The organism is Candidatus Omnitrophota bacterium (assembly GCA_028715965.1).
Lineage (GTDB): Bacteria > Omnitrophota > Gorgyraeia > Tantalellales > Tantalellaceae > JAQUQS01.
In genome coordinates, this window is sequence record JAQUQS010000010.1 from 1 (window position 1) to 25973 (window position 25973).

The 25973-nt window shown below is 52.2% G+C and carries 15 protein-coding genes, 1 tRNA gene and 1 other RNA gene; 2 read left to right on the forward strand and 15 right to left on the reverse strand.

All coding sequences use genetic code 11. The annotated features are described in order from the left end of the window. Nucleotides 1-377: 377 nt before the first annotated feature. Both ssrA and smpB read right to left on the reverse strand, forming a co-directional pair. Nucleotides 378-763: a transfer-messenger RNA gene (gene ssrA / locus PHH49_05805) on the reverse strand. Between the two features lie 47 nt (nucleotides 764-810). Further along, nucleotides 811-1266: an SsrA-binding protein SmpB gene (gene smpB / locus PHH49_05810; protein MDD5488458.1), complete on the reverse strand. Its 456-nt coding sequence runs from the start codon at nucleotides 1264-1266 to the stop codon at nucleotides 811-813. A 121-nt stretch (nucleotides 1267-1387) separates the two neighbouring features. On the opposite strand from smpB, the gene PHH49_05815 reads away from it, so the two are divergent. Beyond that, a tRNA-Leu gene (locus tag PHH49_05815) sits at nucleotides 1388-1474 on the forward strand. 94 nt (nucleotides 1475-1568) lie between these two features. Here the strand turns inward: PHH49_05815 and PHH49_05820 are convergent. From PHH49_05820 to PHH49_05830, 3 genes are read right to left on the reverse strand one after another with little or no spacing between them, the layout of a single operon-like run. Continuing rightward, nucleotides 1569-2441 carry a ChbG/HpnK family deacetylase gene (locus tag PHH49_05820; GenBank protein MDD5488459.1) on the reverse strand — a complete coding sequence of 291 codons (873 nt, stop codon included), beginning with the start codon at nucleotides 2439-2441 and terminating at the stop codon, nucleotides 1569-1571. Further along, a complete protein-coding gene (locus PHH49_05825; protein ID MDD5488460.1) occupies nucleotides 2426-3133 on the reverse strand; it encodes a glycosyltransferase family 2 protein in 708 nt (235 codons plus the stop codon). The genes PHH49_05820 and PHH49_05825 overlap by 16 nt, the downstream gene beginning before the upstream one ends. A gap of 8 nt (nucleotides 3134-3141) precedes the next feature. After that, complete coding sequence (locus PHH49_05830; GenBank protein ID MDD5488461.1) at nucleotides 3142-4761, reverse strand: glycosyltransferase family 39 protein; 1620 nt, start codon at nucleotides 4759-4761, stop codon at nucleotides 3142-3144. 201 nt (nucleotides 4762-4962) lie between these two features. Here PHH49_05830 and PHH49_05835 point away from each other — a divergent pair, with 201 nt between their 5' ends. After that, nucleotides 4963-5850, forward strand: a complete 888-nt coding sequence (locus tag PHH49_05835; protein ID MDD5488462.1) for a hypothetical protein — start codon at nucleotides 4963-4965, stop codon at nucleotides 5848-5850. Between the two features lie 84 nt (nucleotides 5851-5934). On the opposite strand, the gene PHH49_05840 is transcribed toward PHH49_05835, so the two are convergent. The 10 genes from PHH49_05840 to PHH49_05885 form a co-directional block, all read right to left on the reverse strand. Then, nucleotides 5935-7170, reverse strand: a complete 1236-nt coding sequence (locus PHH49_05840; GenBank protein MDD5488463.1) for an extracellular solute-binding protein — start codon at nucleotides 7168-7170, stop codon at nucleotides 5935-5937. 20 nt (nucleotides 7171-7190) lie between these two features. Continuing rightward, nucleotides 7191-8456, reverse strand: a complete 1266-nt coding sequence (locus PHH49_05845) for an ROK family protein (protein ID MDD5488464.1) — start codon at nucleotides 8454-8456, stop codon at nucleotides 7191-7193. Nucleotides 8457-8510: 54 nt separating this feature from the next. Then, the gene (locus tag PHH49_05850) at nucleotides 8511-9581 is read right to left on the reverse strand and encodes a glycoside hydrolase (GenBank protein ID MDD5488465.1); all 1071 of its coding nucleotides are present in this window, start codon (nucleotides 9579-9581) and stop codon (nucleotides 8511-8513) included. A gap of 153 nt (nucleotides 9582-9734) precedes the next feature. Continuing rightward, a complete protein-coding gene (locus tag PHH49_05855; GenBank protein ID MDD5488466.1) occupies nucleotides 9735-10391 on the reverse strand; it encodes a glycan-binding surface protein in 657 nt (218 codons plus the stop codon). Between the two features lie 191 nt (nucleotides 10392-10582). After that, nucleotides 10583-11173, reverse strand: a complete 591-nt coding sequence (locus PHH49_05860) for a hypothetical protein (protein ID MDD5488467.1) — start codon at nucleotides 11171-11173, stop codon at nucleotides 10583-10585. A gap of 37 nt (nucleotides 11174-11210) precedes the next feature. Next, nucleotides 11211-12833, reverse strand: a complete 1623-nt coding sequence (locus PHH49_05865) for a discoidin domain-containing protein (GenBank protein MDD5488468.1) — start codon at nucleotides 12831-12833, stop codon at nucleotides 11211-11213. A gap of 19 nt (nucleotides 12834-12852) precedes the next feature. Further along, nucleotides 12853-13734, reverse strand: coding sequence for a carbohydrate ABC transporter permease (locus PHH49_05870; GenBank protein ID MDD5488469.1), 882 nt, complete (start codon nucleotides 13732-13734; stop codon nucleotides 12853-12855). Between the two features lie 21 nt (nucleotides 13735-13755). After that, nucleotides 13756-14664, reverse strand: coding sequence for a sugar ABC transporter permease (locus PHH49_05875; GenBank protein ID MDD5488470.1), 909 nt, complete (start codon nucleotides 14662-14664; stop codon nucleotides 13756-13758). A 201-nt stretch (nucleotides 14665-14865) separates the two neighbouring features. Then, nucleotides 14866-17706 carry a hypothetical protein gene (locus tag PHH49_05880; protein MDD5488471.1) on the reverse strand — a complete coding sequence of 947 codons (2841 nt, stop codon included), beginning with the start codon at nucleotides 17704-17706 and terminating at the stop codon, nucleotides 14866-14868. 185 nt (nucleotides 17707-17891) lie between these two features. Then, nucleotides 17892-25931 carry a hypothetical protein gene (locus tag PHH49_05885; protein MDD5488472.1) on the reverse strand — a complete coding sequence of 2680 codons (8040 nt, stop codon included), beginning with the start codon at nucleotides 25929-25931 and terminating at the stop codon, nucleotides 17892-17894. Nucleotides 25932-25973 lie beyond the last annotated feature (42 nt).

The window sequence follows — 25973 nt, forward strand, 5'->3', positions numbered from 1 at the left end:
CAACCGCGCGGAAAAAGTCCCTAAGACAGGCCCTGTAGCCAGTAATTGTCCTCTCGGCAAGCCCCTTTTCGACACTGAGAAACGACAGGTAGTCCTCGACATACGGTCCGATGCCCTTTTCGCCCATTTTCGCGATCCTTTCCCCCGATAACAGCCCATAAAAATAAAAAAGCCTACTCGCTCCCTAATGAGAGCAAATAGGCTTTAGTAAATTCCACCAAGTTTTCACCAAGTTCGTGTGCGTTTTCTCGCCTTTTTCAACTGATGAAAACTGACGTTCTCTGTCTTTCGCTGAATGTGTATGTTCTTGATTTTTATAGGGGTTAAAGCAAAAAAGCCTATTCCAAATATGAAATAGGCTTTCTGCTTGTTTTAAATGGTGGAGGTGCCGGGATTCGAACCCGGGTCCATGAACTCAAGCCAAAGAGTATCTACATGCTTAGTTTGTCTTTATCTTTTCCGCGGAGTCCCGGCAAACAGGACGCATCCGCGAAGCATTCCCCTAAGTACCCTTTGTTATCCGGGGACGCAACAACAAGGGTGCTTGCATATGAAGCTCAAAATGATCAGACAAGCACTGATCAAAGAGCCGCACCGGCAAACATGGCCGGTGCTGTGTACACGCCAGAGGCGAGAATTGCTTCTGCCTCAGCTACTGGATTGTAGTCTGCGTTTGTTTTTGTTTCAGGTTTTTTAAGAGGCCACCTGAGCCCTCTGCATGCTGCCCTAAGCCCATAAGAACATGTCGAGGCCTGTCACCCCCCTCGATATGTAACATACAGTCAACAGCTATATTTCAAAGAACGTTATCTATTTACTGTGCCCGCGGAAAACCCTTGCCATATCCCGCTGAGCTTCTTTCTCTTTAATGCTCTTGCGCTTATCGTAAAGCTTCTTACCCTTAGCGAGCGCTATCTCCACCTTGGCGTACCCTCTTTTAAAATACACCTTCACCGGGACTATCGTATACCCTTCCCGGGACACGCACTGGACGAGCTGTTTGATCTCAGACGAGTGCAGTAAAAGTTTCCTCGCCCTTACGGGATCCGCCGCCTCTCGCGTAAAATCATAAGGGCTTATATGCATCCCGTGAAGAAAGATCTCCGTTCCCTCTATCTTGGCGAAACTGCCCTTGAGATTCGCGTTCCCCGCCCTCAACGATTTAACCTCATCCCCCCGGAGCTGCAAGCCCGCCTCGAACCTCTTTTCAATATAATAGTCGTGCAGGGCCTGGCGATTGGTTATAAGTGTTTTATTTTCAGCCATTTTCATATCATTATATACCTTTATCCCGGACTTTTCAATACACCCGGGTTTTCGTCACTGTACGATTGACGGTAACTTCCTTTTATAGTATAATTTGAGCCTGTTGGCAATCACAAAATGCGCGGGCGTGGCGGAACTGGCAGACGCGTATGGTTCAGGTCCATATGGAGGCAACTCCTTGGGGGTTCAAGTCCCTTCGCCCGCACCATTTTACAATAAAAGAACCGGCTGGGTTACCCAGCCGGTTCTTTTATTTATATCGCGTCACGAAAGCCGTTGCCCCGGGACCACTTACCGTGACCTCATATCATGGTGGCGACATCGCGGTGTGTAACGAGTTCTATACCCCCGTCTTTTAGTTTCTTTCGCCAGTTACCGCCGAGAAGCACCTCGAGTTCACGGGGCGCGTTCACGTGCCATGGCGACTTTTCGGTAAGGTCTTCCATATTCGCCCCGGGATGCACCGCGAGCTCCGTAAGCCCGTCGGGCAGGTTATCCATCATGAAACCCAGTACCCCGTCGTCGATATTACCCGAATGGAAATGTCCGAGAAAATGATCATTGGATATCGGGTACCCCACGTCGAAATTACGTTCAAGGGCGCCGGATAGCAAGCGTAACATGTTATATCTAAATAAGTTGTGTATCGACATATGTTTTCTCACGACCGCTAACGGCTCTTTCGGGAACCGTACGTAAGGGATGTCGTTCTCCCTGGCAAGGCGCATGACCACGGTAAGCACCGACGGCAGCATATGTATGTGCTCATGGCTGTCCAGGTGGGTAATGGTAAGTCCGGCGGTATTCACCTTATCTATCTGCCGTGAGAACTCCGAATACACCTCATCCAGGTCCAGTACCCCGCGGGCATATTTCGAGACCACACCCAAGTATCCAGCCGGGAATTTTCCGTCCGGGCCCACGAGCGAACCGATAAGCGAAAGGTCCCTGGATACGGGGGAAAAGCCGCCGGTCAGGGCAAGATGTACCCCCACCTCGCGTTTTGATATATCTTCCAGCATACGCACGGCATCCACGAACTCGCTGCCCGCCGGGATAACGCTCGTTCCCGTTATGCATCCGTCAAGATAGCACGTCTTGACCGCTTCGTTCACGGACCTTGAGAGTCCCAGGTCATCGGCGTTTATTATGAGTTTTTTTACCTTCTTAGCCATGACAGTACCCTGACCTTGAGCATATCCCTGAAAGTCGCCAGGACCACGGGCAGCCTGGATATATGCGATACCCCTCCCGACCGGGAAAGGAATATCAGGGGATATTGCCGCACTTTCTGGCGGCGTTTTTTCGCGTTAAGAAAAAGCTCGACATCGACAAAAGGGCTGTGTGACACGAACCGGAGGTCCCTTATCGCCTCTCTTCTCACTATCTTATACCCGGAATTCACGTCCCGCACGTTCAGGCCGAAAAGCGTACGGACCATGAGATTGTACACGCCGGACATTATCTTGCGTTTGACCGTATCGCCTTTTTTTATCATGCTGTATCCGGTGACGATGTCCGCTTCCCTTATGAGCGGGAAAGACGCTTTTATGTTGTCTATGCTCACCGGCATATCGGAATCCATATACACGATAACATCTTTTTCCGCGCCTTTGAACCCTGCCGCGAACGCGCCCCCGAACTTAGTGTTCTTTTTCATCCGTATAAGCCGTATAGAAGGGTCCTGGGCCCGCGCGGCCTCCACGACGTCCACGCTGTCATCGGTCGAGGCATCGTCCACTATCACTATCTCATAGTCGCGTGTTATCTCCCCGGCCACCTTACGGATCCCGGCTATGGTGTCCCGTATATTATCGCGTTCGTTGAACATGGGCATAACGAACGATACGCTAAGGTCTTTTTCCATCTCTCCCTCTATTCGGCGGCAGCCGGTTTGTTGGTCAACAGAACGTCATTACCGCATTCCGCGATCGGCTCCGAGATATGTCCCGGCACGAACTGTTTCAGGCTCTCGTAATGCTTACGTTTCACTATACCCCACACCCTGCCGGCGGACTTGAAGAACTCGTTCCGGTCCTCGAACCTGTGTATATCCTTTATATCGGTACGCCCCGTATAGAACGCTATCCCCCGCCTGTGGTCCGATTCCCCGCCCAGCTCTTCCGACGGGCTCGCCATCTCGTTCACGGTTATGGAAAGTTCCCGGCTGGACTCGGCTTCGCCGATAACCGGCATAACTGTACCGACCATGATGACCCCCGCCAGCGCTATGGCCCCGGCCACGGCCATTATAGAATAAAACATCCTGCCTCTAGCGAAAAGGGCAAGCGATGCTCCTAAACCCAGAATAAATACCGTGGCCGCCGCTATCGCACCAACATGTATATACCCGTATTCGCTCCTTAAGAGCACAAGTCCCGCGATAGCGCCAACAACGGAAGCCCCGAGCGTGACTGCGTATGACCACTTAAACCCTTTGGGAAGGATGCCAACTTCAGCGGCAATAAGATATCTGGCGATATATCTTCCCGTGACCAAGGCAAGCGCCGGAAAGATAGGAAATATGTAAGTAACCAGCTTGGTACTTGAAGCGGAGAAGAACAAGAGTACGAATAGTATCCACACGGAAAGGAACACGCGACAAGGCCTTTCGGCCGCGTCGGGGTCTTTCCTCCCCCTGTACATATCGGAGAACGCCACGGGAAGAAAAAAACTCCACGGGAAGAAGCCTCCTATCACGACGGGAATATAAAAGAACGGCGAAGCTCCTATCCTGTGCTCGGGGACAAGGAACCTTGTGACATTATGGAACCCGAAAAATTCATCGATAAAGACACTACCGTGCAAGACGTAAGCCGTAATATACCACGGGAGCGCCGTAACAAGAAACACGGCCGAGCATAAAACCCACGGGACCTCTTTAAGCCTGCGCCGATCGCGAAGCGGAAGCACATATGCCCCGACCGCGACGGTTATTACCATAATGCCTATAGGGCCCTTCGTAAGCACCGCCAGGGCCGCCATGATGGCAGACAAGACGTAATACGGCACCTTCCTTTTGTCCCATGCCAACACGAAAAAAAGCACTGAATAAAGTATCGTGACCGTGAGCACCATATCAGTCACACATGCCCTCGCTAGGGCCGCGTATTCCAGACAGGTAGCCATGATCACCGCCGAGATGAACCCCGTGAACGACGAGAATAATTTTCTTCCGAGCAGGAATACTCCTATAACCCCCGCCAGGCCAAATAACGCCGACGGGAATCTCGCGGCGAACTCACCTATCCCGAAGACAAGGTACCCGATCATCACCAGCCAGTAAAAAAGTACGGGTTTTTCGAATTGCGGTTCACCGAAAATGATCGGGGTTGACCATTCCCCGGCCTGGAGCATCTCTTTGGCGGTCTCGGCGTAAAAACTCTCGTCCGGATCGGTGAGCGGCATATCCCCCAGCTTGGAGAAAAAGAGGCACGCGCTTACTGCCACCAATATAATAAGGTAAATATGGGTCTTTTTTGCGGTTATAGCCATTATCCCCCTTTTTCTAAAGCACCGGGACGGTGCGGATATTAATAATATATACCAATATACCGCCAAGTCAATACGTTTTTATCTCTGTTACCGGCTCACTTGACGTATAAGTACTTATACTATATACTATTTCCAAACTTGTTTATTTATCTCGTCGGCTAAATTACCTGTTATACGACATTATATCCGAAAAGGAGACGCATGAAGAAATTAGCCGTATTAGTGCTATTAGCTTGTTTTGCCCTGCCCCAACTCGCTTTTGCCGGAGCATGGACGCTGCCGAAGAACAACGTATGGCTGGAATACTCTATGAAGGCCAACTGGTCAAAAGAGGATTTCAACAGTAGTTATGACAGGGGCCGGAAGGCCAAGAATGCCCGGTCATGGGGATGGTCGCTGAATCCCAAGATGGAATACGGTGTGACCGATTGGCTGACCATACTCGGAGGGGTAGAATACAAGGAAGCCAAGTACAAGGAATACGGCCGCCCGCCCGCATGGGGTCCTTACCGGGTAAAAAGCCACGCGGCACCCACCGTTGATTTTGGGGCGCGTGTCAGGCTCCAGGAAAAACCTTTCGTATTCAGTATACAGGCCAGGGCCTTTATCTATACCGGCTGGGGCCAGGACGAGAACCCGCGCTTATCGGACGGAAGTGACGGTTATGAACTGCGCTGGATGATCGGCAAGGTCTGGGACGACCGCAAGATACCTTTCTACATCGGGCTTGAACAGGGTTACAGGTTCTACAACCGCGAGGTTGCCAACCAGATACCCATATTCGTCGAGGCCGGGTTCTGGCCGACCAAATGGCTTCTTATAAAAAGCGAGGTGGACGCTATCATATGCCACGACTCTACGGGGAACGTGGAAAAAGACTACGCTATATGGCGTATCGGCCCGTCTTTCCAGCTCCTGGACCTTTATGACGCGCTTACCGGAAGATCAATATCGTCGGGAAGCGTTACAAGCGACGTTACCCGTTCGGACAAGTCCCTCAATCTCGACATACAGTACGGCTACTGGTTCTGGGGCCGCAATGTAGCCGCCGACCAGGAACTCGTGGCGAAGATATCCACACAATTCTGATGTATCGATACCGGCTTGCCGGATAAAATAAAAAAGCGGAGGAATATTCCTCCGCTTTTTTATTTTATCCGGCAGACACGCCTTCTATTCGGTCTTTATACTATCAAGCTCTTCCTGCATACGTGCCGTCGCCTTCTTAAGCTCTTCCACGGGGTCAGCGCCTTTAAGCACCACCATCTGTACGGCATGGTTCACGAACCTGGTACTCGCGTCCCAGGCCAGCACGGGCGGCGGCCCCTGGGCGTCATTAGCCTGCATCTTGAGCACCTTCTTGAACTTATCGTCCGCCGGCAGGTCTTTCCATGTATCCATGTTCGGGGGAAGGTAGGCATCCTCCGTCTCCAGCGAGGCCTGGTATATCTTTATCTGGTTCTCCGGCTGGAAAAGGAACTTTATGAATTCCCACGCCTCCTGTTTTTTCTTGGACGCGGAAAAAATACCGAGGATACGTCCCCCTATCAAAGCCGTTCTTTTCCCGCCCGGTCCTTCCGGGAGCATCGCTATGGACCATTTATCCTTGATCTCGGGAGCTCCGACCGAAAGGCTTATTATCTTCCAGTTGCCGGATATCGCGATAGGATAATCACCCGTACGCAGTCCCTGTTCCAGAGGAACGGCCGTTCTTGGCATGCCTTCCCGGTAAAGTTCCGCCATGAAAGCGAGCGCCCTGGCCGATTCCGGGGAATCCAGGGTGACTTTGGTATAATCCTCGTTGTAATAACTGCCCCCGGCCTGCCATAGGAAAGGAGAATACCCTATCCACTCAAGAGAACCCCAGTCCAGCACTATGCCTTTATCCTGGTCTTTCAGTTCCTTGAGCTTGGCAAGAAGCTCCTCCCACGTCCTGGGCGGCTGCGGGATGATATCTGACCTGTAATACATTATGTGTTCGGTCATGTCGAACGGTATACCGAAGATCTTGTCCCCGAACTTTGTCGACTCCAGTATACCCGGGAATATCTTCGCTTCGATGGCTTTCACGTCCTTGGGAAAAGCCTGCTTGAGGTCTACCATCGCCCCCAGTTCGCCGAACCTGATGCCCCAGGTAAGACCCATAGTGCCTATGTCCGGGGTCACTCCTCCGGCTATGGAGGTCAGGTATTTGCTGTGCGCGTCCCCCCATGAGATGGCCTGACAGGATATCACCACACCCGTCTCGGCGGTGAACGCCTTGCTTAGTTCGACTATGGTCCTCGCTTGTCCCTCCGACCCTACCAGCCAGATAACAAGCTCTTTCCTGTCTTTCGGGCCACCTCCGCATCCGGCACAGGACAAGGCAAGAACGCCCGATAAGAACAAGAGAAAAATCCGTCTCAACATCTATATACCCCTTAGACCATTTATACCTTAGCGAACATGTCCTGTATGACAAGCGCGGCCGCGCCTGCGGCCACCACATCCTCTCCCAGGCTGGTCGGGAGTATCTTGACCACCTTGAGGGATTCTTCGTATGCCCATCGTCTCACGGATTTCCTTACACTTGAAAGGAAGATATCCCCGCCTTTCTCTATACCCCGCCCCACTACGACGGCTTCCGGGTTGAAAAGGTTTATAAGGAAGGCTATCTTGGTACCGAGATAATTCCCCGCGTCCTCAAGGACCTTCAGGGATACGCGATCACCTCTTTCCGCGGCTTCCACTACGGCGCCGAAATTCACCTTATCCATGTCGCCGCCCAGCATGTCCATAAGTATGGACCTCTCTTCACCGCTCTCGGCATACATCTTTTTGGCCTTCTCCGGCACCCCCAGGTCTATGCCCCGTGACCTGAGGCAACATCCGTGGTCATAATTCTCCCAGCAGTTGCTTGGCGTGTTCTCGACCCCGTTGACCGGACGAGGCGGGTTTATATTAAGTTCTCCAGCGCTCTTCGTCGAACCGTAATAAAGCTCGCCTTTGATCACAAGCCCGCAGCTTGAGTCCGAACACAGAAATATGAGGTTCTCCGCCATACTCCCTTCGCCTATCCCGGACCAGCGTTCGCCGAAAGCCGCGAGTGTAGCGTCATGCTCGATTATGGCCGGCACGCCGAACCTTGTTTCCAGCTGGGAAAGAAGCGCGGTAAAACTGACTATATGCTCGTTCTCGACGGCGTACCTGACCATACCGCGGTACCTGTCGATAACGCCCCATATACCTACCCCTACGCCTTTTATGCTGCTCCTGGGAATAGCCGAGGTCTCGACCACTTTATCCGCCAGTGTAAGGACCTTTTCGGTAAGTTTCTCGAAAGACTCTTTCTCCTTCAGCACTTTCTCACGCGCGAGTATCTTGCCTGATATATCCATTACTATCGCGACGATAGAAGCGTCGTTCGCGAGATGCGGGGCCCCCAGGTCTATCCCTATGCTGTACCCATGGTCCGGGTTGAGCTTAAGGAGTTCCGGCCTGCGTCCCCCGGTGGAAATATCCAGTCCCGTCTCGAAGACTATCTTGTTCTTTATGTACTTGCTTACATAGTTGGACACGGTGACTATGTTGAGGTCCGTTATCTTGGAAATATCCGCTCTTGAGATCTCACCACCTCGCCGAATGGCGTCCAGCATGCTAAGGTTCCTGCGCTCTTTTTCAGAAAACCTTTCATCCTTCATGATAAAATTTCTCATCTCGGATACTCCTTTTTGCTAAAAAGTTTGCCCCACACACAGCCATGATCCGGCTTATCTGGGAGACGGCTTAGCGTACCATTCTTTTACAAGCGTTTCCGCCGGTTTGTTCTGCGGAGTGAAGTTCCTGTTGTACTCGCCACCCATGTTGACGTTAGTTCCCCAGTACCACCAGTACATGCCGTAGAACCAGTCCTTTTCCCAGAAAATATCCAAAAGCACTTTATAATATCTTTCCTGCAGCTTAAGGTTCACCTCGCTGCGCGGTACATGCTCCCACGGCCTGATAGCCGCGCCATCGGCGGACGAACAACCTATCTCGGGGAATATTATGGGTTTATTGACGCTTTTCTGGAAATCCTCCATCTCCGTCACCCACTTGGCCCAGCCTTCCTTCAGTGTGTCATAGCTGGGGTCCATCTCCTCCGTCAGGGGAAAATACGCGTTTATGCCCACATAATCCAGGATATCCCAGAACCTTATGTCCTGGTACCTGTCCCAGTGCGCGGCATAAGTAAGCGCGCCGCTGTACCTGCTTCTCACGGCCTTGATCAGGTCCCTCCAGAGATACCCTTTGCTGGTCGCTGATGAAGAGAGTTCGGTCCCGACACAAAGCATCTCCACCTTGTTCTTCTCCGCCATGTCGGCGTAGTAAAGCACATATTCGGTGTATTTGCGGAACCATTCATCCCAATCAGCTTCCCTCACACAGCCTATCTCGCCTCTCCAGCTGCCGTCGGTCTTGTCCAGTAGGTCAAGATGCAGTTTGAGCATTACCTTCATCCCGAGTTCATGCGCCTTATTGATAGCGTGTACCATCGATTCGTCCGATGGCGTCTGGCCCGTCCTCTGTATATCCCCGGTCCAGCAGGTCGTCTGGTACCACGTGACGAGTATACTGGTCCATTTCGTGCCTATCTCGCCAAGGCGTGTGAGCGAATTATCGGAAGATCCTTCCAGATAAGCGCCGTTCGACCACGTCGCGTATCCCATACCCTTCTGGAACTCGATCGCTGTGCCCTTCTTGTTGAAAAGGCTCATGCTTATGAGCACAGCCCCGACCACCGCTACAGCGGCTATCGCCGGAACAAGCTTGTTTATGCTTCCCTTTTTTGTTTTTGCCATTTTTTCCCCTTTATCCTTTATTTTTCCGTTGTTCACAGCCGGCCCTCACGGGCCGCCCTCCGTCTTCCGCTATTTATAACACCGGCTTTCAAGATTTTATAAGTCCGAAAGAACGGAGTACGGAAATGCCCGGGCTGAACGCCCGGGCCTCCTTTATCTCCCGACCCTTATATTGTCCACATAGATCGGCCCGCTGTACTGGGGTTTGCGGTTGGATTCGATCCTGACCGCTATCTTCCGGACATCCTCGGCGAACCTCTTATCCGGGACGATCCTTTTCCAGTCATAGCTGCCCGGTTCTATGCTAGCCGTAAGCGTGACCCATTCGCCGGCGACAAGCGGCACACTGCTGCTTTGCTCGACGAACCTCCAGTTATCCCCTATGGTCAGGATAAGTTTGGCCTTAAGCCCTTCCGGCGTATTTTCCGGCACATATATATCAACCCTGATGACCCGGTAAGAACTGAGATCGAGATATTGCTGGATCTCCACGAGTGCCGCGTTCCACGACCCTCCCGGGAAATCGGCGTTGAACTTCATGCTGGACCTGCCCTGCGAAGCCACGTCCTCGGATATCACGATATCCTTGGCCACATAGTCGCTCTTACCCTGCGCCCACATAGGTATCTCCCACCCTTTGAGGTTCCCCTCGAAGTCGTAATAAACACGCTCCTCGGTTATCGGCGCGTCCGAAGGCACTAATACCTCTTCCTGCACTTCGGTAGCCGCCTCGGTGGATGACGGAGCCTTTACCTGGCCGGGCGCCTGGGACTTCCCACACCCTGTCATAAAAAATATCATTCCGGCCATACATAGGACCGTCGCAAGGGAAAAAATTAAACTCCTGGATCTCATATCCTGTCCTTTCATTAAGATACGTTCGTTTCCACGCAGTTCTCCGCCACACTTGCCCGCGAAACAACGAGCAGAAAGCCCTGTGGCAGGGCTTTCTGCTTGCGTAATGCATGTATAAAGGGCCCGAAAAGGCCCAAGAACAACACTTACTTTATCACCCTGATGTTGTCTACATATATCGGACCGGTATATGCCGGTTTGTTGTTGGACGTGACCCTGACGTCGATCTTTCTTATATCTGCCCTGAAGGAGTCATCCACCTGTATACGTCTCCAGTCGATGCTGCCCGGCATAAGATCGCCTTCTATCGTGGTCCATTTGCCCGGTTCAAGCGCGGTCTCACGGCTCTGTTCTACCCACTTCCAGCTGTCGCCGACCGTGAGTATTATGGAACCTTTAAGTCCTGCGGGAGCGTCCTCGGGCAGGTATACATCAACGGCTATCTTGCTGTAATCGCTCCAGTCATAGTACTGCATTATCTCGACTATCGCTCCGGTCCACCTGCCACCCGGGAAATCAGCGTCTATCTCAAGACTCTGGGTGCCCTCAGAAGCGTACATATCGGACGGTTCGATGGAATTCTGCACATGATCCGGTTTCTCATATGCCCAATCCGGTATTTCCCAACCCTGAAGGCCGCTTTCGAAACCGAAAAGTACGGTCTCTTCTTCCGCGCCGGCGACCATGCTGACACTTATCAACGCCACGGCTGCCATTAACATTATGATCTTCTTCATGACACTTCCTCCTTTTTTTACTGTATACAACAGAACTTTATTCCTTACCCAACCACTTGCTTATAACTTCTCCCGCGGTCTTACCCTTGATCGTAAAGCCAAGAGGGCTCCACCTGTCCTGCGGGAAATACTGCCACACATAATATCCCTTGAACCACGACCTCTGGGTGAGCACATCGAACATGGCCTCGAAACAATCCGCCTGTTCCTGCTGGTCTTCCTTGTTGGAGATAGCCACCCAGGGCTGCCTTGCCGACCCGTCGGCGGAAGGATACCCTATCTCCGTAAGTATGACACCCTTGCATGTCTCCAGGCCTTTTTCAGTATACCACTTTTCTATATCATCGGCGATGGTGTTCCACGCCGCCTTGAGCTCTTCTACCGTGGGTTCATCGCTGGAAGCTATGGGAAAATACGCGTCTATGCCTATGAAATCCATTCTGGACCAGAAAGGCACTTCTTTGTATTCCGTCCAGTTGGCGGAATATACGAGGTCCCCCTTGTACACTTCCTTTATCTTATCTATGACCCGGTCCCATCTGTGGGCCCAGGCCTCGAACGTGGTCGCTTCCAGCTCCGTGCCTACGGAGAAAAGCTCCACACCGTTCTTCTGCGAGAACTCGGCGTATTTAACAATGAACTTTTCGTAACTGTCGAACCATTCTTCGGAAGGCATTATGTTTATACGCGCTTCGTCGGTCCTGGGATCGACATGCGGTTTTATCATGACCCTGAGGCCCAAAGTATGACACGTCTTGACCGCGTGTTCAAGAGACGCTATGGTCGGCGTATCCCCATCAGCGGTATCGTTGATGAATATCTCCGTCGAGTCTATTTTATCCTGGTACGCGGGGACCATTATGGCCACGCTGTCATACCCGGTATTCTTAAGCTCCACCAGAGTGATATCGGACACGGGAAGCTCGAGCTCGTCCGACATCCATGACGTGTACACAACACCCTTCTGAAATACCTTCTCGGAGAACGGCACCACGGCGGAAGCGTTCTCGGAGAGGAGCTCTTTGGCTTCCTCTTTCTTGGCGGCCTCGTCCCCTTTCGAAAGATATTCCTCTTTCGTGGTCTTAGCTCCCGGGTTATGCGAAGCCGGGCCGTATATCTCGACCTCCCACATTGATATACCCCAGTCCTCGTTAGCCCTTTTTACCCCTTCTATCTTGACATAGCGGCACTTTATGGGGCTGAACACGGATTCGACCATGCCCGGATGGCCGTTCTTCTCATAATAGACCTCCTGCCATTTCTTTCCGTCGGAGGAAACAAGTATCTTGTATTCGGACGCGCAAGCCCTTTCCCACCGGACGATCACGTTGTTGACCACGCTTTCCTTACCGAGATCGAAAGATATCCACTGGTCGTCCGAATTGTAGTCACTGGACCATCTCGTGATCATATCGCCGTCAACCGGGGCCATCGGGTCAGGCTCAGGCGCCCAGTCGGGCGTCTGGTCAAAACTCGAGGCCTCCGCGCCTTCGACCACCAGATAAACAAGAGGCTCTCCCTCAGCTACCCCTACCACCGTCTGGACGGACCCTTTCGCGGAAGACATCCCCGCATCGCCGGACTTTTCACCGCACCCGCTTATGACCAGTGCCATCATCATGACAAGAAGAACCGAAATATCCCTTTTTTTCACTTTCATATCACCTTTCCTTTTTCATTTATTGTCCGGTTACAACGCGTGGCCGCGCTCCCCCTTTTAGGCCAGTGATCGCGGCACCCTTGATAATATACTTCTGGAACACGAGGTATACTACCAGCATAGGCACCGTCGCTACTACGGCCCCGGCCATTACCATCGCGAAATTCGCCCCGAACTGTCCACTGAGAACGGCCAGCGCCAGCGGGATCGTCCTCATGCTGCTTGTGTGTATTATGACCAGCGGCCATACGAAATTATTCCATTGCTGCAGGAAGGTGAATATCGCCAGCGTCGCCATTACAGGCTTTATGAGCGGCAATATGACCTTCCGGTATATCATGAACTCACTGCAGCCGTCTATCTTGGCCGCGTCTATAAGGTCATCCGGTATGCTGTATATGAATTGCCTGTTAAGGAATATGCCGAACGCGCACCACGCCATCGAGGGTATTATCAACCCCTTGTACGTATTGAGCCATCCAAGGTTCTTTACAATAACGAAACCCGGGATGATGTTCACCTGCCACGGGATCATAAGGGACCCCAGTAAGAGGAAGAACAGCTTGTCCCGTCCCCAGAACTTGTGCTTGGCAAAAGCGTAACCCGCCAGAGATGTCGCGAATACATTGAAAAGCGTTATGGCCCCGGCCACGAAAAGGCTGTTGAAGAGATACCTGGCCATCGGCACCATTTTAAAAAGGTCGGTGTAAGGTTTAAAGGTCGGGTTCTTCACTATGAAACTTGGCGGATAGGATTGTATCTCCGAAAGGGGTTTTATGGACGTCACGAGCATCCACGCGTAAGGAAGTACCATCGTGATCGCCCCCAGGCAAAGGAAAACGTATATCACCGTCCTTATGAGCAGTGGATCTTTCCTTGTGTCTATGCCTGGATATAACATGCCTCGCCCTTCCACCCGTCCTTAATAGCGTATATCGGTCTTCATCAACCGTTTGTTTATCATCGTAAGGATAAAAATAAAACAGAAAATTATGTACGCGAGCGCCGAAGCGTATCCCATCTCGAACTTCTGGAACCCTTTATCGTAAAGATACGCGACTATGGTAAGCCCGCTGTTAAGCACTCCACCTATGTCCCCTTGTCCACCCGTCATTATATATACCTGTTCAAAGACCTGGAAACTGAAGATAAAGCTCATCATAGTGACGAAAACTATAGTAGGTTTGAGCAAGGGAAGCGTCACATAAAAGAATTTCTTCCAGAACCCGGCACCGTCAATCTCCGCGGCCTCGTACATCACAGGCGGTATGGTCTGAAGCCCCGCCAGGAAAAGCATCATGTTGCACCCTACCCCGGCCCATATGGACATGATCATTATGGACGGCAGGGTCCAGGCCGGATCGACCAGCCAATCCACGGGCTGGGCCCCCAGTTTCATTATGAAATAGTTGAACAGCCCGTATTTCTCGCCGGCGTACAGCCACTTCCATATTACGGAAACAGCCACTATGGCGGTCACCGTTGGAAGGAAGAATATGGACTTAAAGAAGTTCTGGAAATGAATCTTCTGATCTATCGCCACCGCGAGAAGAAGCGATATGCATATGCCCAGGGGCACCACACCTATCACATAGACCACGGTGTTCTTTATGGCCTGCCAGAATAGCGGATCGTTAAAAAGTATGTTCTTGTAGTTGGCAAGACCTACAAAACGCGGAGCATGTACGATATCGTATGAGGTAAAGGACCAGAAAAAAGAAATAAGGACAGGCGCGAGCTGGAAAACAAGGAACAGGATAGCGGGTACTATGATGAAAAAGTATGATGTTTTTTGTTCTTTAAGCTTCTGTAAGATCGTTGCCGTCCCCATCGCTCTCCCTGGCGCTGAAACACTTAAGATACACAGTTTTAAGGATTTAGAGTTGTTATTTTACAAAATATTCACTAATATGTCAACTCTCTATATTTATAAATGCTTTTAAAAATTATCTTATTAATTACTATTATATCATTAAAACACCGGCATAACTATGTTTTTGTAAGTTGTTGTGAACAAAGGTGTTGCGTATCTTTACGCGGGGGAGAAAGTATCTATTATCTCGGTCCTGCCACCTTCGGCCTTTAAAATGAAGCGCTCACTTGACGCCGGAACAAGAAGCATTTCCCCACCCGGTCGCGCCTTGGGTATATCATAAGCTTTTTCCCCGACAACAACGGACGCCTTGCCGTGAACGGTCACCAAAGTATGAAAACTGTTCACGCCCCCAAGCTCCAGCTTACATCCTTTTTCCAGACAGACCCTGTGTACCTGGAGCCCTTTATCCTCGAACCCGCCAGGCAGCTTCTCAACGAAACGGCCATCCTGGTCATATACCGTTTCCGGGCGCATGTCCCCGGCAATACCGGGAGTCATCTCGTTCACCCTGTCAACATCCAGCTTTTTCTGCGCACCTTTCCTCTCATAGCCCGGAAAATAGTACCTGACCGGATACGTGGCTCCATCCTCAAGGGACTGTGTAGGTCCGGGGATCTGCGGCTCCACTATCTCTATGCCCGGCCCCAGCGCGTGAAGCGTGCCGGCCGGTATCGGGATGACATCCCCGATGTTGACCTTCCTGTAATTATAGAAAACCTCCATGTCCTTCCTGGCCTTGGTAACGTTCTCGAAATATCTTCCTATCGACGGCTTCTCGGCCAGCACCCTTTTGGCCGCAAGGATAACATCACCCGTATCCTCCATTATGGTCCCGCAGCCTTCTTCTTCCAATATATCTATAAGCTCGTTAAGCGCCTTTCCGTACGCCAAGAGGGCCAAACCATACATCCGGGTCACCGACCCGCCGTACTTTTCTACGGATCCTTCGCTGAACCCGACGATAAGGGACGGCTCCTTTCCCGCGACCGATGTATCTATGCCCGTTATTATCCATAATTCGTTCTTCGCGTCATGGAACTGCAGGGATAGCCTCCCTTTCGGCGTCAATATCTTAACAAGTGGAAGCGTGTTCCCGAAATGCTCAATAACGTCTTTTCCAAGCACTTCTTCGGTACTTTCAGAGAAGATAGCCGCCATAGGCGCGGTATACGCGCCTATCCGGGCTATGGAACTTTTTTCGCCAGCCTCCGCGCCATACCAGTATTCTCCTATGCCTCCTATACCCCACACCTTTGGTTCCTCGTATGGCATGAGATATACGGGTTTGCCGGACCTTACCCCAAGAACTATCTCCTTTAGCGCGGCCTCATCGGCGCCCGTAGCGGAATACGCCTGGGCCCCGGCGGAAGCGTGTTTGACCTTACCTGACATATCGTTAATTATCGAGACCAATATTCTCCCCCTTTTGCTGACTATCATCTTCGCCCTGTCCTCGGTATCGGAAGTCGCGTATACCCTGAATTCCGGCGCGTTCCCCGAAGGCCTCAAGTGGCAGACATCGCCGCTTTCGAACATGATCCTTATACCGTCCGTAAAATCGATGGCCGTGATGTCGCCCAGGCCCGGAACACAAGTGAAATAAGAGTTCAACCTGGCCACGGAGTACAGCAGTCCCGCGGAACAAGCCGCGTCCGTTCCATTGGCGACCATGTTGCCGTTATTGACCTCTACACGCGTAATATCCCCGTTCGCCGGGGACAGGTCCCTTATGATCTTTTTCCCCATCTCGGCCGTATACGTACCGCACCCTTCGGTCCGGTCATCCACCACGTCGGCGTAAGTGAAACGCGCGGGCAAATTCTCTTTTATGAACCCGGAAAGCGCGCGCCCGGACCTCATGGCCAGTACCAGCACGCATATTATAGGCAGTACCGCGTCACGCGTGGGCAAGCTCTTCAATACACCTTTGCCCGTATCCGTATCGCTTCCCAGTAGGAACCCTCCGTTGGACTCCCAGCTTACCACCTTTGACGCCGGGTTAGCGCCAAGCTCATCCAGCATGGCCTTTATGACATAAGGAGAACCTATTTTAGTCTGTCGGAGCCTGATCCCGCGTTCCTCCAGGGCGCTCACTACCGCGTCATTAGCGCTTATCGGTATGGCGGCGAAATCCGGTTTAAGATAAAGGCATACAAGCGCGCCCAGTTTGTCCCCGGGCAGGAAAACACCTTGTTCATCGGCCACGAGCGGCCTGTCGGAATCCCCGTCCATGGAAACTATGGCGAACGGCTTGTGTTCTTCCGCCCACTGGGAAAGAAGCGAACGTGTATCTTCCGATACCTTTTCCGTATCGACCGGAACGAACTCCCCGCTCCGTCCCACGCCGATCACTTCGGCTCCGAGATCGGAAAGCACTTTCTTGAGCATGTCCCTGCCCACCGCGGAATGCTCATATACCACTATTCTCCGGCCCTTGAACATATCCGGGGGGAAAACTTCCGTATAACGCTTTATATAGGCTTCTTCCGCTTCTTTTTCCATCGTGACGGCCGGTAGCGGGACCTTCTCGAGGAACGCGCCGGTATCATCAAAAAGCCCAGGCGTCATGGCCCTCACGGCTTTGACATTCCTCAATATGTCATCCTCATCATCCTTCAGGACCTCGCCGGACCTTTTGGTGAACTTGATACCGTTCCTGTCCGCCGGGATGTGACTCCCGGTGACCATGACACTGGGAACTCCTCGGAATATGGCGAAATTCGCGAGCGCGGGACTGGGAATAAGCCCGCAATACAGGGTCTGGCAGCCAGAATCGAGGATAGCTTTATGTACAGCGGCCATTATGCGAGGGGTGCTGGGCCTGCGGTCGCCTGCCAGGGCTATCTTGCCTCCACGGGACAGCTCTCCACGTTCCAGGAGAAAAGATATGAAACCTCTGGCGTTTATATAGCACTCCCTGTCGGTCATATGCTCTACACGGTCCCTGAGGCCGCTTGTACCGAACTTGAGCGTGTTCTGTTCTTTATTTTGAGACATTACCCGGTATTTCCCCCTGTTGGTATATACATACATCCGGGGATGTATATTATTATCATTTTACAATACGGGGATAGTATATGACAAACTCGCTTTTTTGCCAAGTACAATGACCCGAAAAAAAAGAGCAGGCCTTTCGCGTCGGCCTGCTCTTTCTGTACATATATCCACCCTGCTCCTGTCCGTTACACGGACCACATGACCTTTCTTCTCTGGTGCAGCTGGTCTGTCGGGTTGAACGGCCTTATCGGCATAGTAGCCAGTAACCGGTTGACTATCTGGAGGAACCCGCTCATGCCGCTTTCCAGAAGCGCTAATATGTTCTCGTTGCTTATCGCGAAACCGGGTCTTGACCTGAGGTCCCCGACCTCGGAATATGAAAGAAGTCCGTACAGGTCCTCATATTCTATCTCGGGCTGTTCCTCGGGCCTTGTCTGGTCGAAATACGCCTTGAGGTCCCAGAGTATGCTTTCCGTATTCGGTTTTTCATATTCACGGGCGAAAACATCAGGCGTTACGGCAGCCTGGGTAAGACCGGTAGCTATGGTCTCCCACGTATGCATAAGTCCCCTGCCGCGCTCATAACCCTTACCGGCATCGAAGATATCCTCCGGCAATATGCGGAATTTCACGCCCTGTATGAAGGCCGTTCTTTCCCTGGCCTCCGCGGACGCCGCGTCCATGCTTTCGGTCTTTGCCACAAAAGCGTCTATATCGCTTTTCTTCGCGTATAACACGTTAACGGCCCTCGGATCGAACATCTTCATGGCAAGCTCCAGGCCTTCTCCCGCCTTAAGCCCGTCGTCGTCGGTATAGGACCTTATCGCTATCCCATCGCTGACATCCTTCTGGAACTCTTCCTGGTACCATTCGCGTGTACCGGCCCGGGAAGAAGTGTCGTTCCCGTCAATGAACATCCTCGCGGGCATGATGTTATTTATGCTACCCGCCTGCTTTATCTCTCCCTGGTGCTTGCGCACCATGTTGAACGCCCCGTAAGCGGCGTTCTCTGAGAGGTCGTTGACATAATATATATCCACCACGGCCTTGCCATCGCCAGTCTTTTCCACCACATACCTGGTGTAATCGGTGTCCCCTTCAAGATAATTGAAGCCCATGGGCTCCTCGTCGCTCTCGGAGAGTTGCCTGACCACCTGGCCCTGGGCATTTATCAGGTTCACAGAACCCGACCTCACCCTGAGTACCGGGAATTTGGTGTCCAGCTCTTCCCTTGTAAGTACCTTATCCAGGCCCATCCTGCCGACAAGCGCCACCTGGTCGAATGCCTGTACGGCGCCGCCATCCTCGTTCAGGTTAACGGTCACGGCATATTCATGGTCACCGGTAGCCAGTATCTGTTCTCCCTTTATCCCAAGATCGACCGTCACGGCGGCAGAGAGCGTCTGGGCCCACTGGCCGTCAGCCGAAGCCGCCTGCCTGCCCGGCGTCCACCTTGAAGGCCCTACCGTTTCAGCCGGGGAGCTCAGCGTCACTTCGACCATGGAAGGTATTATCTGGTTCACACCGAGCGTTACCATCTCATTGGCCCTTTCCGCGGTAGCGGCGGTGGTATAGTTCCTGAATTCCGGCGCGTTCCCCGAAGGCCTGAAATGGGATACTTCGCCGTTGTCGAACACTACTTTTATCCCGTCAAGTATATCTATCGTACTTATCCTGCCGAACCCTCTTTCGGAAGTAAGTATCTGTTCCCCGAAAAGATCGCGTACCCTGTCCCATTCCGCGAGGTCCGTTTCATCAAGTTCGCTTATCGGGATGATCTCTGTCTCGAAGAAATATTTATCAGCTATTTCCGGCCCGGCCTCCTGGTCCAGCACTCTCCGGAGCGCCGTGCCTTCGGCGAAATTCACTGCTATAACGTTCTTGTCCTTGAGTTTGGGCGAGAATTTCTTGACCGTGCTCGCCATGAGATCGAAGCCCTGGTTACCTTCTATCTTCCTCCCGGCCTGGTCCCTGAAATCATCGAACACCCCCGCAGTATTGTATACATGAGGTATTTCCTGGTCGATGAGCTGTTGCACCGTAAGGCCCTTCTGTTTAGCCAACAGGGCCGAAGCTATCAATGGAAGCACCGCGTCGCGTGTGGGCAATGCCCTGAGCGTCCCGTTCATAAGGTCTATATCGCTGCCGAGAAGGAACCCGCCGTTCGCCTCCCATGAAAGTACAAGCTCATTCTCATGCCCGCGGCCGGCTTTTGTCCAGTCGTTCATGGCCTTCACTACATGCGGTGACCCTATCTTGGTCTTGACCACCTTTATATCCATTCTTTCAAGTTCCGCTACTACGCCCTCGTTGGTGCTGACAGGCAAGGAGACCATCTCCGGTTTCTGCCCGTTCTCGGCAAGGAATTTCGTCACCAAAAGCCCCAGTTTATCCCCGGTAAGGAAATTGCCCTGATCATCCACGAATAGTGGCCTGTCGGAATCCCCGTCAGTGGATATAATGACATCCGGACGGTATTTGTTCGCGATAGCCGCGAGTATGCCCCTGGTCTTGTTGGAGACTTTTTCCGTATCCACCGGAACGAATTCCTCGCTGCGAAGGTTTATATTCTCCGTGACCTCTTCACCTGTCTTCTCGTCGGTGTATGTGATCTTTATTATGTTATCCTCTTCGCGCCCTTCAATATACCTGCCCTGCTGGTCCACACCAGGCGTTATGACCTCGGCGCCGAGTTCCCTGTATATACGGGAAACTATATCGCGTCCTACGGCTGAATGCTGGTAGATGAACACTTTCTTCCCGCTGAACACATCCGCCGGGAACACGCTTGTATACCTCTGGACAAAAGTCTGTATGCTCTCTTCCTGTCTGGCCTGCAGATCAAATTCCGGCTCCGTCTTGAAACTTCCGTCCTGGTTGAACAGCGACTCTTCCCAGCCAAGCGAGTATTCTTCGGCCCTAGCTTTAGCTACGTTGGACAGTATGCCGCTTTCGTCCTGTTTAAGCACTTCACCGCTCTTCTTGTTGAACTTTATACCGTTCCTGTCGGCGGGAATATGACTACCCGTGACCATGATGCTGGGCTTGGCGCCGATGAAGCCTTCCAGCGCAACGCTGGGTGACGGCAGGTACCCTCTGAGGTCCGCGGTCAGCTCATATCCCTGGGCCAACCCTTCGTCCTCTATGGCTTTGGCAAGAGCCGTCATAAGACGCGGGGTGCTCGGTCTGAGATCGCCCGCTATGGCGATAGAATCCACTCTCCTGACCTCTCCCTGCTCGATAAGATACCGCACAAAGCCCCTGGTATTTATGTATACTTCCATGTCCGTAAGTTTCTCCACCGTATCCCTGAGACCGCTGGTGCCGAACTTTAAAGGCTCGACGTTCTTATAATAGTCCTTGCGGTCCTGGTTCACTATCGCGACAAGCGCTCTTACCGCTCCAAGCTCGGCCTCGGCCAGCTTGATGTTCTCGGGAGTCGTCGGAAGCGCGAATATCCTCAGATATTCCGCTACTCCGATCTCTGGTACTCCCTCGGCTACCATCATCCTGTAGGCTATGGACCTTCTCGCGTCAGCCTCATCCGAGGATATCCTTGCCGCCCAGGATTCTTTCTTTCCCGCGTCGCTGAACTTCCCGTTCTTCCTGTCAGCCCCGGCCTTTTCCTTTAATTCCTGGACCTTGGCCGCCCTCATAAGGCCCATGGTCCTCGCCATCTCCGCCGGGCTGAGCTTATCGTCCATCTTACCGGTGGACCGCAGCCTCCTGGCCATGTCGTCCCTGGTCTTTTGTATGCTGTCGATCGTGACGCCATCCTGCGCCATGAGCTGGGCTATATCGTTATACGTATATAAATTGTCATAGATGAATTTCTCCTCATTCCAGTCTACGCTCCCGTCCCTGGTGACGTCGGTCCTCATCTGTATCCTTCCGACGGTCGGGTGGAATATGTTGGTAAGGAGCTGGCCGGAGGTAATGGACACTTCGTCATCCACTACGTTATAGACAAGGGCGTCGTTCGCGTTAAGTTTGATTATCGTGCTTCCTATTATAACCGCGTTCTCGGCCACTACGTTCTCGAGATAGCTGTTTATTACGACGCAATTCCTGAGCCGTCCTCCCTTTATCGTGGAATTCTGCACGATCGAATCCCTTATGTCCATATACGCTACCCCGGCTCTCGTCGCTACCGCGCGACCTTCGGCGAGGGCTTCGGGAGTAAAACGCTTTCTTGTGTCGTCGACCGACGTCGTGTCCCCGAGAACGGATCCGGATATCCAGCTATCGATACCAAAGAACGCCCTGGAAGATACGCCGTTGACGGTGTCTTTTTCCGTCAGTATCTGCATGTTACTGAGATAATATTTGTTCTGGCCGTAATCCCACCACAGTGAGTTCTTGCCTACATCCGTCACTCCGACCTTCCTGAGAGCGCCTTTGTCGAAAGCGCTCCAGAGCTCGTTCATTTTTCTCCACTGTTGTTCGGCCTTGGCTTCTGATTTTCCTTTTTTAGCCATCATCGCCTTATATTCCTCCAGCGTGGACGTGAGCGGCTGCCACCAGTCCGGGTCCGTGTCCAGGCTCTTGGGCCGGTTATCCGGATCCGCACCGCGCGCCTGGAGCGCGTCGACGTTGTCTGCTAGAAGGGCCGAGAGAAGGCCGTTAGATATAGTGAACGACCCGATGCTCTTATATACCTGGTCCGGCCCCTTGCCGTTCTGTCTGAGCACGTCCAGCACTTCCTGCATCGGGAGTTTTTCCCTCTGCATGGCGTCGCCTTCCTGGTCACCGGCTATAAGGACACCGTATGACTTTATGCTCTCATCAAGCGGAACGTTCTGGCCGAATATCTCCACATGGTGCGTGGGCTGGGCATTGATGGGTTTCTGGTTGATTATGACCTGATCTCCCCAGAACACGCCAAGGCGGTTCTCCCTGTTCTCGGCGTATATGCTGGTCTCCATTATCACTGATTCAAGTATGGTTATAGGTTCGGCTGAACCTCTTACATCGACGACTTTCGGGAGTTTTATATTTGGCTTGGAATTACCTTCAGCCCCTGGTAGAGGAGCGGTACGCGTACCTTTACCGGCGGTATGGAACATGAAAGCGCTCTTACCGTCCAGGTAACTGCTGAAAGCACCTATGAGAGAAAGGATCTCATCCCGGCTGAGCTCGACCTTGTCCGTCGGTACGTCCGTGGAGATAAGACCCAGCTCCTGGGCCTTGCGCGCGGCCTGCACATAGCCGTTCAATGTCCCCAATCCGTTCCCGGCCCCGCCTTTCCAGTTGGTCTCCGGTACGGAAAGGACCACCGCGCCTTTCTTGACCACGGCACCTGACCCGTTCGTCCCGTCGCTCGTAAGCCTCTCCTGCCAGAACTTGGCCTGCTCGTCGGTGGAACTCACGACTATGACCACATCCGGGCCCTTACCGTCGGCGGTCGCGTCCGCCATCTGTCTGGAATGCGATTCGAGGGTCTTCTGGAGCTCGGCACGTTCTTTCTTTTTTCTTTCGAGCGTTATCGCGTTCATGCGTTCGACCACGCCCTTGACGTTGGCGCCCGGAAGAGCGTTCACATACATTTCCTGCAGTTCTGCCAGGACCGTTTTTTCTCTATCCGTAAGAACGCGTTTCGCGTATTTATCCCTAAAGAAACGTCCCGGGTATTCCTCCCTTAGAAGCTTTTCCCAGCCCTTCCAAAGTTCAAGCGCCTGCTCGCCCAATTCGGTCCTTATCGCGGCCTCTATCTCCGCCTGGTCCGTTGTGCCGGCTTCACGCATCTTGTAGGCGACATCTTCAGCGTTAGTAACCAGCAAATGGGCAAGTTCGTGTCTTGCCAGGCTCTCCCTGTCCCTCTTGGACAACCTATCGTACACGTATTTATCCATGTGTGCCTGGTATAAAGCGTGGTCACTGTCGGCGCCGCCGCGTCCGGGATGGACGTTGACCGGAAGCCCCGCGGCTTCAAGCGCGTCATTGAACCCTTCATGCGTTACGAAATGGAACCTCTCATCTATGTTCTGGTTAAGGGCGTCCCTATCGGTCCTCTCGACCACTTTGGCCCGGCCGGTAAGAAAACTCGTCCTGATCTGTTCGTCGAACTTCTCAACATCGCTGTCGGTCTTGAGGACACTTCCCGCGGCCTGGGTCCCGGGAGTAGTGGTGCCCCTGTTAGTAGCGCTGCCGCTGTCCTGAGCGGGAGCCGTCTCTCCTTCGGCGCTAAGCTCGTTCCTGGCCTCCCTCCTGAATGAGGAGAAGACCTCCTTTATCCTGGCTATGACCTCGGCCTTCGGCGCCTCGCCCCTATCGGCGAAATAGGCGTCGTACTTACCGATATATACGGTCTGCAGCATATTCCACAATTTGTCATCCTGCACAAAATTCGACCATTGTTTCCGGGCCGCTTCCGGGGTCATACCCGCTTTTTCGACCATATCCGTATCTATCCTGTCGAGCCATCTTTCAGTGAGCATTTTTACGGCCGTCTCGAAATCTCCTTTGACAAGGTCCTCAAAAGTCTCCGCGCCGTCTATACCCGTAAGCTTTATCGACCATTCGTTCAGGCCCGCGTCGCCTTCTTTCAGCCACAGGTTTATCCCGAACGCGAACCTCATGAGCGGCGACAATGTCTTCCCGTTCACCTTATCCCGGGCAGCGGTCGCGCCTGCGCCCGTCATGGCCGAACTTTCGGTGATAATATCCTCCAGCGACGTCCTCTGGTTGGTGAGTACCTTTATATAAGGCGTTTCCGTATCCTTCGTTATTTTAGGCGTGACCACAAGATACGATATCTCGGCTTTTTCCAGGAGGTCCTTTATGCCCCTCGTGTGGAACCCTCCGGCTATAAGTACACACCTGTCGTTGCCTTCTTTTTCCATGAACTTGAGCGTATTATCGATCAGCGCCCGGTCCCTCTTCATGGCTATCTCGTAAAAATTCACCATCTTGGGCAGGTTGTCCTTTACTTCCGCCGGCACGGTACCTATCTCATACCGCATGCCGTACCTGTCGGACAGGTTCTTGATGAAAGAAACGACCTCTTCTACGTTACTTTCCGAAAGATATTCCTTGAAGACATCGTAATCCTCGTTGGTAAGTTCTATGTTGACGAGGTTCACATACATGTTTATGGTAGCATCCGACCTGTCAAGGGTCCTCTGAGTGTCATCCTTGAAAAGCCTGTCCTTTAGACGTGTTTCCAGTATGTCGATCTCCTTGAAAAGCTGTTCGTTGTCTATGCCCTCGTAAAGTTTCGTGTAGATGTAGTAGTAGAAAAGGTTGGGATATTCCTGTGTTATGGGTATCTCGTATAACTTGGCCAGATCGCGCAGGAAAGTATAGAAATCCACCGCCTTGATATAACCCTTCTTGAACTTGATGCTCTGCCCCACCAGCTCGGTCATCTCTTCCTTATTGAGCTTCTTGGAAAGGGCCTCTATATACGCGCTTCTTTCCTGGTCGACCGTATCAAAGTCTATCTTGTCCTCGTACTCAAGCGTATCGAGCAATTTGGTGAAATTAACAAGATCAGAAGTGCTGACACCGTTGGCTATGGCTTCTTTGTTCAGGAACGCGGCAAAATGGCCGAGTTCCAGATCTTTACCGTCGAACTCCCTTATCTTGGAATCGACCTCAAGGAGTTCCGGCGAGTAAACGACCGTCTTCAATCGGTTGGATATATCCCTGAGCCCCTTGAAATAGTCCTCTATGCTTTCTTTGTAGGGAAAAACTTCCGTGAAGGATTTAAGGTTCTCTATGTAGTATTCCCTGTTCTCCGCGCCGAATATCTTGCCGTTATAGTCGGATACGATGGAAAAGAACTCAGCCCCGGTTATCTCGCCTTTCTTCATGAAGTAGGTAGCGACTTCCTTGCGTATGTCGGCATCGGGGAAAGCCCTGAACCATGACGTATCAACGACACCTTCCGCACCCTCTACGGAAATAAGTCGTATGCCGCATTCCTTTGTAAGCTGGTCCAATATCTTGTTTATGTTGGACTGCGCCTCGAAATTACAATGCGCGTCCTGTATGTGGACTATGACCTTACCGGAATCGCCGGCATAACGCGATTTGATCGTGCCAGCATCAATGGCTATCCCTATATCCTCAATGGGAAGTGACGCCTTAGCTTCCGGTATGGCGTGCTGTACGATAGCTTCTTCCGGCATGGCGAAGCTCACGTTATAAAGTGAGAATACGACCGCCAGAGAAAGACTCACAGCTTTTGAAATAAAGGATTTTTTGAGGGTGCTACCTATCATTTTTTTCTCCTTTAATTTTACTATATATATATGTTAGATCGT